Here is a 14128-nt window from a genome sequence, read left to right as displayed (position 1 = left end):
CAAGACCAACGGAATGAGAAAAAGGCGGCACCCAGAGGATGCCGCCTTTTGATTTGGTCTATTTAATCTTTTTTACGCCGCTGAATGCTGCGTCAGGACACTTTCCTGAATTTTCTTGAATGCGCGTGCTTCAAGCTGACGGACGCGTTCGCGGCTGACGCCAAAACGTTCACCAAGCTTTTCCAGCGTGATCGGGTCATCGCTGAGGAAACGGGCCTTGATGATTTCCTGTTCACGTTCAGGCAATTCGCCAAGTGCGTTTTTCAGCATGCCGTTATGAAGAACACGTTCTTCGGCATCGGCAACCAGTGCTTCCGGGCTTGGTGCGTCAGACGACAGGGTATCGAGATATTCCATCCCCTCGTCTTTCGGCATCGGTGTGTTGAGCGAGAAATCGCGCGCCGCAAGACGGCGGTTCATTTCAAGCGCTTCACGACCGGTCACACCAAGTTTTTCGGCAACCTGATCAGCTTCCTCTGGCGAAAGTTCACCATTGTCATAAATGTTAAGCTGACGCTTGGCTTTGCGCAGGCTGAAAAACAGTTTCTTTTGCGCTGCCATGGTGCCGAGTTTGACCATCGACCAGCTTTGCAGGATGTATTCGGTCACCGCAGCACGGATCCACCACATCGCATAGGTCGACAGGCGAAAACCGCGTTCCGGATCGAACTTCTGCACCGCACGCATCAGGCCGGTATTGCCCTCCGCGACAAGGTCTGCCATCGGCAAGCCATAACCGCGATAACCAAACGCGATCTTGGCAACAAGCCGCAAGTGACTGGTAACAAGTTTGTGGGCGGCCTCGGTGTCATCGTGGTCCTGATAACGGTGGGCCAGCATGTATTCTTCGTCCGCCGTAAGCATCGGGAATTTCCAGACTTCACGGAGATAGCCCGAGAAACCCTCTTCCTGGGAAACAGCAGGTAATTTAATGGCGCTCATTCTATGTCCTCCTGAGAGGTTTGCACATCGGCATCTATTCTTGGTACGGAGTCCGTCAGAAGCTAGATGACGTGCAAACACTATCGGTTGTGAATTAATTCACGTGGACGACCGGGTTTTGTCGGAAAAGAAGCGTGGTCCGGTCGTAACTCATTCCAAGGTCACCTATGGAAGAGGACAGTAGACGCAAATAAGAAGTGTATTCATCGTGTCTCATCCTTACTCGAAGCAAATCGACAATTTACATGTCCGCCAATTGGCCGGACGTTGATCCGGCGGTGCCTTTGGGCCCCCACCCGCATTTATTAATATAGCTAAACCCGACCAAATTCGTCAAGAACTTCTGACCCGTGTTTCAGTTATATTAATCACTCAATATCAGCATCCTAGCAATTATAACCGACAAAAATAGTCGGGTAAGTAAAATGCTGATATCTCACGCTAGGATCGATATAAGGCGAAACAAAGGCAATTTGCGCATCTGTGAAAGTTTAAGGCGAAATTCCGGGGCTTGGCAAAGTGGCGTGCGAATGGCCCCTGCTGTATGGTGACTTCAAAATGCCATTTGACCGGAGTTCATCATGCCAGCCTTGCCAGCAGACACTTTATGCCCCTGTGGCAGCCTGAAAGATTACGGCGTCTGCTGTGGGAAGTATCATTCCGGGATTGCAAGTGCCGAAACGGCCGAAAAATTGATGCGATCACGCTACTCTGCCTTCGCGTTGCGCAATGGGGACTATCTATTATCAACGCTGGCAGAGGAAAATCGTTCCGGCTTTGATGCAGAAAGTATTGCGCAGGACACAACGCGCTGGACTGGATTGGACATCATTGAATGCGTTGCTGGCGGAATTCTTGATCAAACCGGGATTGTTGAATTCGTTGCCCATTTTGACGAGAACGGAAAACCACACCAACTGCACGAGCGATCCAATTTCGAACGTCGTGATGGCAAGTGGTTCTATGTTGACGGGATATTTCCGGGCATGAGCCAAATCAACGCGTCACCTGTCAAAGCCGGTCGAAATGATCCCTGCCCTTGTGGATCGGGCAAAAAATTCAAGAAGTGCTGTGGTTAGCCCACAAATTCCAGTGCCCATTGATGAAATGGCCGGAGTAAGCTTTCATGGGCTTCTTTATATGGCATCCAGACCAATTCGTGATCCTGATCGACCGGCGGACCAAGCTTTTCGGTTAATTCGCACAGGAAAAAGGTAGCACGCTTAAGGCGGTATCGATCCTTGGCCGGGTTATTGACATACTGTGACGCAAAACCGAGCCGCGAGATGATGCGCGCCCGATAACCCGATTCTTCATAAGCCTCACGACAAAGCGCGTCCTGTTCGCTTTCACCGTTTTCAACGCCGCCGCCAAGAAGAACAATACCCTTGGGCGTGCGCGCAACGGCAACGTCGCCGTTTTCGCGTTTGATCACGGCATAGACACAGTCCTGTACGTTATAGCTTTGCCCCACACGCGGGGTTCCAAATATTGGACCGGTCAACAGGTCTTCCTTGTTTCGCGATTGGCCGAGTTTTCGTTCTTAAATCAGATTTTATCGCTTGGTTATAGTCTTGTAGACCAACTTCAGGTGATTTTGTGACAGACGTTTCCGGATGGTTACACAAAGAATCTCACAAAAACAAATCCCCCCAAAACAATCAGCGTTTCGGAGGGATTTTAGATCGATATCATTAAGCGATTGCTTAGAACGGAATCTCGTCATCGAGGTCCGGGGCACCAGCCGGTGCGGATCCGCCACCGGAAGAACCACCATTACCCCAACCAGCGTCAGAACCGCCGCCGTAGCCGCCACCACTATCCTGGCCGCCGCCATAACCACCACCAGAGGATGAACCGCCACCCATGCCGCCGCCTTCGCCGCGGTTATCAAGCATGGTCAGGTTGGAGTTGAAGCCTTCAAGAACAACTTCAGTGGTGTAGTTGTCTTTGCCATCCTGCCCCTGCCATTTGCGGGTGCGGAGCTGGCCTTCGATGTAAAGCTTGCTGCCTTTTTTCACAAAGCGCTCAACGACATCAGCAAGGCCTTCGTTGAAAACAACGATGCGATGCCATTCGGTCCGCTCGCGGCGCTCACCGGACTGACGGTCACGCCACTGTTCGGAGGTTGCGATGCTGAAATTGGCGATCTTTTTGCCAGCCTGGGTAAACCGGATTTCAGGATCGCGGCCAAGGTTCCCGACGAGAATGACTTTATTGACACTGCCAGCCATGGGTTATCTTCCAAAGTTTGTGTTGTCCGCTGTCCCGATTGGTCGGGACTTGTGGGTTATCATTGCGCAAAAATGCGCTGCATTAAAGTTTCAAGTGCAATGCGATCCGTTTCATCGAACGAATTGTGCTCGACACTATCGACGTCAAGCACGGCGATCAACTGTCCATCCGCATTGATCACCGGCACAACGATCTCGGAATTGGTCCGGCTATCGCATGCGATGTGACCAGGAAAAGCATGAACGTCCGCGACCACCTGCGTTTCGCGGGTTGATGCGGCTGCACCACAAACACCGCGACCAAACGGGATACGAAGACAGCCAAGCGTGCCCTGATATGGCCCGACGACAAGTTCGTTTTCCTTTTCCGGATCAACATTATAGAAGCCGGTCCAGAAGTAATAGTCGAACTTTTGCGATAAGACGCACGATACGGTCGCCATCAGGGCGGGAACGTTGGTTTCGCCTTCGGTGATGCTTATCAGCTCTTTTTGCGCTTCTTCGTAAAGCGCCTTTTTCTGGTCGGTCTGCACATCGAACTCCCTTAACTTTCGCGCATAGGAACTACCCCGTTCACCCTGTGCGAGACAAGGGTAAAGTGCCCCAATCCGAAAACAAAAACGCCTCTGACAGTCTGAATTTGTCAGAGGCGTTTGGTGTTAACTGGCCTAGTTTAATCAGATGCGCTGACCGCTTTCGATGTCAAACAGGTGGATTTTCGACGCCGGAACTGAAAGGCTTAATTTCTCGCCTTTTTCGAATGTGTGCGTCCCCTGCAAACGCAACGTGACATTGTCGGCATTGGCCCCGAAATCGAGATAGGCCAGCGTTTCTGCGCCAAGAGACTCCACCATGCGCACACCGGCATTAATCCGCCCTTCCCCGTCTTTGAGAAGTTCCAGATGTTCGGGGCGAATGCCAACCGTTACGTCGCGGCCAGCCTCGACGTCGTGATCAAGATCAAGCATCACGCCGTCCCCCACTGTGACGTGTTTCTTGTCATCAGAGACTTTGCCCTTCAGGAAGTTCATCGCGGGCGAGCCGATGAAACCCGCGACAAACTGGCTGGCCGGCTTTTCGTAGATATCAATCGGGGTTCCGATCTGCTCTGCAACGCCGCCATTCATCACGATCAGACGATCGGCAAGGGTCATGGCTTCGACCTGGTCGTGGGTGACATAGACCGATGTGATGCCAAGACGTTGTTGCAGGTTCTTGATTTCAAGGCGCATATCGACACGCAGTTTGGCATCAAGGTTCGAAAGCGGCTCGTCAAACAGGAAGACTTTGGGTTGGCGGACGATCGCACGGCCCATGGCGACGCGCTGACGCTGACCACCAGATAATTGGCGCGGTTTGCGTTCAAGGTGATCTTCAAGCTGAAGAATGCGGGCGGCTTCGCGAACCTTGGCATCAATTTCCGCCTTGCTGTATCCGCGGTTTTTCAGGCCATAGGCCATGTTGCCGTAGTTGTTCATGTGCGGATAAAGCGCGTAGTTCTGGAACACCATGGCGATATCGCGATCTGCGGGTGCCACCGTGTTGACGACCTTGTCATCAATGATGATTTCGCCATCCGAAATCCCTTCAAGGCCGGCGATCATGCGCAGCAATGTCGATTTGCCACAGCCGGACGGACCGACAAGAACCGTGAACTCGCCATGCTCGATTTTAAGGTCGATGCCGTGAATGGCCTTGAAGCCGTTCGGGTAGGTTTTCTGGGCCTGATTAAGCGTAACAGTTGCCATCTTGGTTATCCTGTATTCGGATCAATTATTTTCAATTCAGAGATCAGGGAAGACCGGGTTATTTTTCCGTCTCAACCAGACCCTTGACGAACATGCGCTGGAAGATGACCACCACCAGTACGGGCGGGACCGATGCCATGATTGTCAGTGCGAATGCCTTGGGGAACTGAGGTATCTGTCCGCCTTCATAAAGCGAGTTGTAGACCTGCTTGATCCCGATCACGATGGTGTAGAGCTGATCATCGGTGGTCATCAGCAGCGGCCAAAGATACTGGTTCCAGCCAACCACAAACATGATGATGAAGATCGCAGCAATCATGGTCACCGACAGGGGAACCAGAATGTCGATGAAGAACCTGATCGGCCCTGCCCCGTCCAGCCTTGCTGCTTCAAGAAGTTCGTCGGGGACCGACCGATAGAACTGCCGGAAGAAGAAGGTTCCCGTGGCAGACGCAATCAGCGGCAGGATCAGACCGGTATATGTGTTGAGCAGCCCAAGGTTCGCCACGACCTCATAGGACGGCACGATACGCACTTCGAGCGGCAACAGAAGTGTCGAGAAAATGATCCAGAACAACGGCACAGCAAGTTTGAAGCGGAAATAGACAATCGCATAGGCCGCCATCATTGAAATGATGACCTTTCCGATCGCAAAGCCAAGGCCAAGCACCATGCTGTTAAACAGCATCTCAAGCGCGGTCACCCTGCCCTTTGTCGCCTCTGCATCAAACAGGATCGCGCCATAGTTGGTGAAGAACTCCCCGCCTGGCAAGAATTGCAGGCCATTCTGGAAGATATACTCGCGAGTGTGGGTTGATGAAGCAAAGGCGATCCAAACCGGAAGGATCATGAAAAGTGAGCCAAGCACCAGAATGGTGTGGTTGGTAAAAATACGCCATTTGGACTGATACATGATGACGTTCCCCTTAATAATGCACTTTGCGTTCGATGAAGCGGAACTGGAACACGGTCAGGACGCTGACCATGATCATCAGCAAGACTGACTGCGCAGCACTGCCGCCCATATCCGCACCAAGGAAGCCATCGACATACACCTTGTAAACAAGGGTCGCGGTCGAACCACCCGGGGCACCTTTGGTCGAAACATCGATAATGCCGAACGTCTCGAAAAAGGCGTAAGTCAGGTTGATCACCAGCAGGAAGAAGGTTGTCGGTGCCAAAAGCGGGAATGTGATGGTCCAGAAGCGACGCTCAGGACTCTTGCAGTCAAGGGTCGCTGCTTCCTGAACCGACTTCGGAATTCCCTGAAGCCCCGAGAGGAAGAAGATGAAGTTCACGCTGACCTGTTTCCAGACCGCAATCAGAATGACGATGAAGGCCGCGTCATTGGCGTTTTCGATGTGGTTGAATTCAAATCCGAAACTGTTGAAGGCCTTGTAGAGGTCCCCCATGAGCGGGTTGAACATCATGATACCAAGAAGTCCCGCCACCGGCGGCGCAATGGCATAGCCCCACATCAGAAGGGTTTTATAGGATTTTGCCCCACGGATTACTTCGTCGGCGCGAACCGCGAGAAACAGTGAAATCGCGATCGAAAGCACGGAGACAAGAACGGAAAATACGACGGTAAAGATGGCAGATCGCGTCCACGAACTGCTTGTCAGCACATCTTCAAAATTGCGGAACCAGACGAACTGCGAAGACATGCCAAAGGCGTCTTCAAGCAGAAACGACTGATACAGCGCCTGGACCGCAGGCCACAGGAAAAATATGGAAATAATCAGAATTTGGGGTGCGATAAACAGGTATGGCACCGCGCTGTGTTCAAATTGTACGCGCTTCATCGGGAACGCAACCTCAGAGCAAAATCAGAAAATGCAAAACAGGGCGGCCAAATCATCGGCCGCCCCGCTTTGGCGAAAAGCAGATTAGTTCGAGTAGGTATCGTTGAAGCGCTTCAGCAGACCGTTTGCTTCTTCTTCGATGGTCGCAAAGGCAGCATCAACGGTTTCTTCGCCGTTCATGATCTTGTCGACTTCACGATAAATCACTTCGCGGATCTGAACATAGAAGCCAAGACGGTAACCCTTGGTCCACTCCCCACCTTCTTCGGAAAGCTGGGTGATGCCGACTTCTGCATCCGGGCTTTCCTTGTAGTAGCCATCTTCTTTGGCCAGCTCATAAGCCGCATTGGTGATCGGTACATAACCGGTTTCTTTGTGCCAGTAGTACTGGGTTTCCGGTTTGGTCAGGAATTTGAAGAATTCGGCAACACCGGCATCCTGTGCGGCATCGTGACCGGAGAATGCGAACAGTGCTGCACCACCGATGAAGGTCGATTTCGGTGCATCACCGGTGCCTTCCCAGTACGGAAGGGTCGATGCGCCAAAGTCAAACTGTGCGGACTTGCGAAGGCCACCAAACGAACCGGAAGAACCGATCCACATTGCGACCTGCTGCTGCACGAACGCATCCTGGTTCGCACCCCATGCGCGGCCATAATAGCCATAGTAACCCGCGTCTTTCCAATCCTTGACGTGCTGCCAGTGATCTTTCAGAGCGTCGTTGTTATAAAGGATTTCGACGTCGGTGCTGTCATAGCCGTTATTGGCGGTTGCCATCTGCAGGTTGTGACGCGACATGAAGTTTTCGAAGAAGATCCACGGGCTGTGCGACTGCGCAAGCGCGGTGTAACCAGCTTCTTTGAGCTTCGGAGCAGCAGCTTCGAATTCCTGCCAGGTTTTGGGAACGTCTACACCGGCTTTGTCCAGCGCTTCTTTGTTATAATACAGAAGCGGGGTCGAGCTGTTGAACGGCATGCCGATCATCTTGCCGTCTGAATCGGCATAGAAGTAACGAACACCCGGGATGTAATCATTGATGTCGAAATTGACGTTGTTTGCTTCAAGCAAATCCTGAACCGGCTTAACAGCGCCTTTGGCGTTGATGATGGTTGCAGCACCTGCGTCGAAGATCTGGATGATGTTCGGCTGGTTTTTCGCGCGGAACGCTGCGATGCCGGCCGTCATGGTGTCTTCGTAGCCGCCCTTGTTGATGGATACGAGTTTGTATTCATCCTGGCTTGCATTGAAGTCTTCGGTGATCTGGTTGACAACGTCGCCAAGTGCGCCGTCCATTGCATGCCACCAGGTGATCTCGGTTGCAGCCTGTGCGGTGTTGCCAATGGCAAACACGGCAGCAGCAGCCATCAGTGTTTTGCGGAACATGGTCAAGTAACTCCCTATTGAAAACTTGGCACGGTACGCCGCCCGTAATTCGGCGACCGGCTAGGCGTTCGTTTTGTTCTTGAGGGCCGTTTTGCTCAAGTGACAGTTTTCGGAAACTTACTTTTGATGTGCGAATGGGCGGCGAAATGACACAAAACTCGCCAATAAATGATCAAGTGAACATCCAATAAGTTCACTATGAAGCTCCTCGCGGGCGCAGTTTTGAAAGGATCAAAGATCCAGTGTTTGCCTAGTGTTTCGGCAATCCGGCAGCAGAAGTGCCGTGAAATGCAGACACGCCGCAGAAGTCAAGTGTTGCAGGCAAGTGAAAGTTTTGCGACCAAACTGTGAAGATCGCCCTGCTGCGTCCATGGTTAACCTTGTTATATGGAATGTTCGTGTTCGAATATTTCGACTATCCTAGAAGATGGTCGGCACAGACGACTTCTTCACAATTGGTCGTTAAGGTCGTTGCCGTCATCAAATCATCCAATTACGATGCCCAAACGTCCACGACCGCAGGGCTGATCCTGCGACTACCGTACTTGGATACGCAGCAACCGGAGACCCAGGCGTGAGTGACTTTGCCATATCAAATGCCCGACTCTTTGACGGAACACGCTTCCTGTGTGGGCATTCCGTTCTGGTCACGGATGGCAAGATCGACGCCATTGTTGCGGATAACGATCTACCTGCTAGTATCAAAACAATAGATGGTAGTGGCCAAACCCTCGCCCCCGGTCTGATTGATGTGCAGGTCAATGGTGGCGGCGGTGTCTTGCTGAATGATGCGCCTGATCTTGAAACCATTAAAACCATGGTCGCTGCGCATCGCCGGTTTGGCACGACATCCATGCTGCCAACCCTGATTACCGATTCTCGTGAAAAGATGGAGGCCGCGATTGCTGCCGTTCAGGACGTACTGGATAACGGCGTTGCTGGTGTCGTGGGCATTCACCTTGAGGGACCGTATCTCAATCTAAAGCGCCGTGGCGTGCATCCAGCGGACCAGATCAGGCCGATGGAGCCTGATGCAATCGAACTCGTCTGCCGGCTTCGCAACGGCTGCACTTTGGTCACACTTGCGCCGGAACTGCTTGATAAAGGTGTCATCGCAAAGCTCGTTGCGCGCGATGTTCGCGTTTGCGCCGGTCATACAGCGGGCACCTACGGCGATATCATGTCGGCAATCGACGAGGGCATGCAGGGCTTCACGCATCTGTTTAATGCCATGAGCCCCCTGACCCATCGGGAGCCGGGTGTCGTCGGTGCAGCCCTTTCTGATGATCGTACGTGGTGTGGCCTGATTGCGGATGGGTTTCACGTCCATCCAGCTGTGATCAAAACCGCCGTACGCGCCAAGGCCGCAGGCAAGATGATGTTGGTCACCGACGCCATGCCAACGGTTGGTGCCGCCGATAAACGGTTCAAGCTGGGCGATGAGGAAATCATTGCAGTTGATGGGCGCTGCGCGCTTGCGGATGGGACGTTGGCGGGTTCGGACCTTGATATGATTTCAGCTGTGCGCAATTGCATGCAAATGGCCGAAATCGGGCTTGATGAAGCGCTTCGCATGGCATCGCTTTATCCAGCGGAGTTCCTGGGACTTGGTCATGTTCTTGGTCGCTTGGCACCGGGCTATCAGGCCGATATGATTTTGTTTGATGATCAGTTCAATGTGACGCGAAGCTGGATCAAGGGCGTGCAAGAGAGTTACGCCTGAGCAAACGCAATATTTTCCGAAAGTCTATGACGGAAAGCCTTGACCTGAGACAGCATTTCGAAGATGCATTGGGCTCTGTAACAGTTTGTATGCAGGGTCTTCAGGTGATTTTGCTGCTGATCTGTTTTTACTCTGACCCCCAGGAGGAGTACCCACATGCCTTCCGTTAAACCCGGTGTTGTTACCGGTGCTGCCTATCGCGAACTCGTTTCTGCCTGCAAGCAGGACGGTTACGCCCTTCCCGCCGTCAATATTACGTCTTCAAGCACGATGAACGCGGCCCTTGAAGCTGCTGCAAATGCCGGTTCTGACATTATCATTCAGCTTTCGAATGGTGGTGCACAGTTCTTTGCCGGCAAGGGCATCAAGGACGCTGCTGCGGCCCGTGTTCTCGGCGCCGTATCTGCTGCGCGTCATGCACAGCTTCTGGCTGAACATTATGGTGTTGCTGTTGTCATGCATACCGACCACGCAAACCGCAAGTTTGTGCCATGGGTCGATGAAATGCTGAAATGGAGCGAAAAGGCCTATGCCGAAACCGGCAAGGCGCTTTACAGCTCGCACATGCTGGATCTGTCCGAAGAATCCGTTGAAGACAACCTTGCAACCTGCGAGACCTTCCTGAAACGGATGTCCGCCATCGAGATGAGCCTTGAGATCGAACTCGGCGTCACCGGTGGTGAAGAAGACGGTATTGGTCATGAGCTTGATACCTCGGTTGAGGAAATCGATCCGCGCCTTTACACCCGCCCGGAAGAAGTCGAAGAAGCTTATCGTCGTCTCTCGCCGCTTGGCCACTTCTCGGTCGCGGCGGCGTTTGGCAACGTGCACGGCGTTTACAAGCCCGGCAACGTCAAGCTTCGTCCGGAGATCCTTCTGGAAAGCCAGAAATACGTGGCTGAGAAGCACGGTCTGGGTGATCGCCCGCTCGACTTCGTGTTCCATGGCGGTTCCGGTTCGGAAAAAGAGAAAATCGAAGAAGCTGTCAGCTATGGCTGCTTCAAGATGAATATCGATACCGATACCCAGTTCGCCTATGCCCGCCCGGTTGGCGAGTATGTCGAAGCCAACGCACGTGCGTTCAAGTATCAGGTCGACCCGGAAACCGATCAGCCTTACAAAAAACAGTATGATCCGCGCGTCTGGATCCGCGAAGCTGAACTGTCGATGGCCGCGCGCCTCGAAGAAGCTTTCAAGGACCTTGGCGCAACCGGTCGTACGGTTACCAAAGGCTAAGCCTGATCAAAAATATGACCGTTCCGGTCACAGGATTTATAAAGCCCGCCGGTCTTGTTCGGCGGGCTTTTTCGTGGCTCTGTCATGCATCGGGTTGTTAATTGCGGATCTCCTGACAAATACTGACAGGAACTGTCAGGGGTGCGCTTGCGTATAGCTTACGGCTCCTCTATACACTTTCCGAACAATTCAGGAACAAAAGGCCCGACATGCTGACGAAAATCTCGGTTCGCGGTGCGAAAGAACACAACCTTCAGAACATTGATGTTGAACTGCCGCGCGATTCCCTTGTGGTGATTACCGGTCTGTCGGGATCAGGCAAAAGTTCTTTGGCCTTTGATACGATCTATGCCGAAGGTCAGCGCCGCTATGTCGAAAGCCTGTCGGCCTATGCCCGCCAGTTCCTTGAACTTATGCAAAAGCCCGATGTCGAATACATCGACGGGCTGTCACCAGCCATTTCCATCGAACAAAAGACGACCTCGAAGAACCCGCGTTCGACCGTCGGCACCGTCACCGAAATTTATGACTATATGCGCCTGTTGTGGGCGCGTGTCGGCATCCCCTATTCGCCTGCCACAGGACTTCCGATTGTCAGTCAGACCGTTTCGCAAATGGTCGACCGCGTGATGGAGATGGAAGAAGGTACGCGTCTTTACCTTCTGGCCCCGATCGTGCGTGGCCGTAAAGGTGAATACAAAAAAGAACTGCGTGAACTTCGCGCGCGCGGCTTCCAGCGTGTCAAGATCGATGGCGAAATGTATGACATCGACGAAGCACCGGAACTGAACAAGAAGCTCAAACACGATATTTCAGTCGTGGTTGATCGCCTGATCGTCAAGGATGGCATTTCCACCCGTCTGGCGGACAGTTTTGAAACAGCGCTTGAACTTACCGATGGCATCGTTTTGACCGAAGATGCCAAAACCGGCGAAACCACTGTGTTTTCGGCAAAGTTCGCCTGCCCGGTTTCCGGCTTCACCATCGAGGAAATCGAACCACGCCTGTTTTCATTCAACAACCCGTTTGGCGCCTGCCCGGCCTGTGATGGCCTTGGAACCCAAATGGAATTCGACCCGATGCTGGTCGTTCCGGATGAAAGCAAAACACTTGAAGGCGGCGCTGTGGCCCCATGGGCAAGCACAACATCGAAATACTATCTCCAGACCCTGAAATCGGTCGCCAAGCACTTTGACTTCAAAACCAATGTGCCATGGGAAAAACTACCCAAGAAAGCACAGGACATCATCCTGCATGGATCTGGCGACGAAGAAGTCACGGTGACCTATGATGACGGATCGCGTAGCTATAAGGTGTCACGTCCGTTCGAAGGTGTTATTCCCAACATGTCGCGCCGCTGGCGTGAAACCGACAGCCAGTGGGCCCGTGATGAACTGTCCAAATACCAGATGGTATCGCACTGCCCGACCTGTGCGGGCAAACGCCTGAAACCCGAAGCACTGGCGGTAAAGGTTGATGGCTGCGACATTTCACAGGTCACCGATCTTTCGATTGCCAAGGCCGCCGATTGGTTCTTGGCACTGGAAGATAAGCTGAACGCAAAAGAAACCGAGATCGCACGTCGTATCCTGCGCGAAATCAATGATCGTCTGCGGTTCCTGCGCGATGTCGGCCTAGATTACTTATCGATGTCGCGCACATCCGGCACCCTTTCTGGTGGCGAAAGCCAGCGAATCCGGCTGGCGTCCCAGATCGGTTCGGGCCTGACGGGCGTTTTGTATGTGCTCGATGAACCATCAATCGGCCTGCATCAACGCGATAATGACCGCCTGCTTGAAACGCTGAAACGGTTGCGCGACCTTGGCAACACGGTTCTTGTCGTTGAACATGACGAAGACGCCATTCGGGCGGCCGACTATGTTGTGGATATGGGCCCGGGTGCCGGTATTCATGGCGGCCGTATTGTTGCCGAAGGAACCCCTGAACAGATCCAGCAAAATCCAGACAGCCTGACGGGTAAATACCTTGTCGGCGTTGAACAGATCGCGGTTCCAAAGGAACGCCGCAAGGGCAATGGCAAGGCGATTACCATCAAAGGGGCAACTGCCAACAACCTGCAGGGCATTGATGTCGATTTCCCATTGGGCAAGTTCATCTGTGTGACCGGGGTTTCGGGCGGCGGCAAATCAAGCCTTGTGATTGAGACGCTGTATAAGGCGCTGGCCAAGCGGATGCATAATGCCCGCCATCATCCGGGCGCGCATGACGAGATCACGGGCGTAGAGCTGATCGACAAGATCATTGATATCGACCAGAGCCCGATTGGCCGAACGCCCCGTTCCAACCCGGTGACCTATACCGGTGCGTTCACACCCATCCGTGAATGGTTCGCCCAATTGCCAGAGGCAAAAACACGCGGCTACAAGCCCGGTCGTTTTTCCTTCAACGTCAAGGGCGGACGCTGCGAAGCATGCCAGGGCGATGGCGTCATCAAAATTGAAATGCACTTCCTGCCCGACGTTTATGTCGAATGTGACCAGTGCAAAGGCCATCGCTATAACCGTGAGACATTGGAAATATCGTTTAAAGGCAAATCGATATCCGACGTCCTTGATATGACAGTCGAAGAAGGTGCCGATTTCTTCAAGGCCGTTCCGTCCATTCGCGACAAGATGGAAACCCTTAAACAGGTCGGACTCTCCTATATCCATCTGGGGCAGCAGGCCACCACCCTATCGGGTGGCGAAGCCCAACGTGTGAAGCTTGCCAAGGAACTGTCAAAACGGGCGACGGGCCGGACGATCTATATCCTTGATGAGCCGACAACGGGGCTTCATTTCCACGATATCCGCAAACTTCTGGAAGTGCTGCATACGCTTGTCGATCAGGGCAATACGGTTGTCGTGATCGAACATAACCTTGATGTTATCAAAACTGCGGACTGGATCATTGATATCGGCCCCGAGGGCGGTGATGGTGGCGGCCAATTGGTCGGTGCCGGAACACCGGAAGACATCATGGGCAATGAACGCAGTTACACAGGGCGCTACCTGAAACGCCATCTCGGACTGGAATAAGACATAAGGGCAGCATGAA

Annotated in this window: 12 protein-coding genes; 4 read left to right on the top strand and 8 right to left on the bottom strand. The window is 52.9% G+C overall.

Annotated features, from left to right (window positions below):
• Window positions 1–72: 72 nt before the first annotated feature.
• Window positions 73–942: an RNA polymerase sigma factor RpoH gene (rpoH, locus tag AC5Q5A_RS05750; RefSeq protein ID WP_008891018.1), complete on the bottom strand. Its 870-nt coding sequence runs from the start codon at window positions 940–942 to the stop codon at window positions 73–75.
• A 581-nt stretch (window positions 943–1523) separates the two neighbouring features.
• On the opposite strand from rpoH, the gene AC5Q5A_RS05745 reads away from it, so the two are divergent.
• Window positions 1524–2021 (top strand): YchJ family protein, encoded by a 498-nt coding sequence (locus tag AC5Q5A_RS05745; RefSeq protein ID WP_064781348.1) that lies wholly within the window; start codon window positions 1524–1526, stop codon window positions 2019–2021.
• Here AC5Q5A_RS05745 and AC5Q5A_RS05740 read toward each other — a convergent pair.
• The 7 genes from AC5Q5A_RS05740 to AC5Q5A_RS05710 all read right to left on the bottom strand — a co-directional run bounded on the left by AC5Q5A_RS05740 (window position 2018) and on the right by AC5Q5A_RS05710 (window position 8112).
• Complete coding sequence (locus tag AC5Q5A_RS05740) at window positions 2018–2446, bottom strand: NUDIX hydrolase (protein WP_063089603.1); 429 nt, start codon at window positions 2444–2446, stop codon at window positions 2018–2020. The two genes, AC5Q5A_RS05745 and AC5Q5A_RS05740, sit on opposite strands and share 4 nt — an antisense overlap.
• Before the next feature lie 202 nt (window positions 2447–2648).
• On the bottom strand, window positions 2649–3176 hold the full coding sequence (ssb, locus tag AC5Q5A_RS05735; protein ID WP_008891015.1) for a single-stranded DNA-binding protein: 528 nt from the start codon (window positions 3174–3176) through the stop codon (window positions 2649–2651).
• Window positions 3177–3235: 59 nt separating this feature from the next.
• Window positions 3236–3709: a GAF domain-containing protein gene (locus AC5Q5A_RS05730; RefSeq protein WP_008891014.1), complete on the bottom strand. Its 474-nt coding sequence runs from the start codon at window positions 3707–3709 to the stop codon at window positions 3236–3238.
• 144 nt (window positions 3710–3853) lie between these two features.
• The gene (locus tag AC5Q5A_RS05725; protein WP_064781347.1) at window positions 3854–4924 is read right to left on the bottom strand and encodes a sn-glycerol-3-phosphate import ATP-binding protein UgpC; all 1071 of its coding nucleotides are present in this window, start codon (window positions 4922–4924) and stop codon (window positions 3854–3856) included.
• 58 nt (window positions 4925–4982) lie between these two features.
• Window positions 4983–5837 carry a sn-glycerol-3-phosphate ABC transporter permease UgpE gene (gene ugpE, locus AC5Q5A_RS05720; protein WP_008891012.1) on the bottom strand — a complete coding sequence of 285 codons (855 nt, stop codon included), beginning with the start codon at window positions 5835–5837 and terminating at the stop codon, window positions 4983–4985.
• Between the two features lie 13 nt (window positions 5838–5850).
• Window positions 5851–6729: an ABC transporter permease subunit gene (locus tag AC5Q5A_RS05715; protein ID WP_064781346.1), complete on the bottom strand. Its 879-nt coding sequence runs from the start codon at window positions 6727–6729 to the stop codon at window positions 5851–5853.
• Window positions 6730–6813: 84 nt separating this feature from the next.
• A complete protein-coding gene (locus AC5Q5A_RS05710; RefSeq protein WP_008891010.1) occupies window positions 6814–8112 on the bottom strand; it encodes an extracellular solute-binding protein in 1299 nt (432 codons plus the stop codon).
• Between the two features lie 574 nt (window positions 8113–8686).
• Between AC5Q5A_RS05710 and nagA the strand changes: the two genes are divergently transcribed.
• From nagA to uvrA, 3 genes are all read left to right on the top strand, one after another.
• Window positions 8687–9835, top strand: a complete 1149-nt coding sequence (gene nagA / locus AC5Q5A_RS05705) for an N-acetylglucosamine-6-phosphate deacetylase (protein WP_064781344.1) — start codon at window positions 8687–8689, stop codon at window positions 9833–9835.
• A 156-nt stretch (window positions 9836–9991) separates the two neighbouring features.
• Complete coding sequence (fbaA, locus tag AC5Q5A_RS05700; RefSeq protein WP_064781343.1) at window positions 9992–11071, top strand: class II fructose-bisphosphate aldolase; 1080 nt, start codon at window positions 9992–9994, stop codon at window positions 11069–11071.
• A gap of 209 nt (window positions 11072–11280) precedes the next feature.
• A complete protein-coding gene (gene uvrA, locus AC5Q5A_RS05695; protein ID WP_338181021.1) occupies window positions 11281–14109 on the top strand; it encodes an excinuclease ABC subunit UvrA in 2829 nt (942 codons plus the stop codon).
• Window positions 14110–14128 lie beyond the last annotated feature (19 nt).

It is taken from the genome of Thalassospira sp. CA1, assembly GCF_059052855.1.
This window is presented reverse-complemented; position numbering and strand designations above follow the sequence as displayed.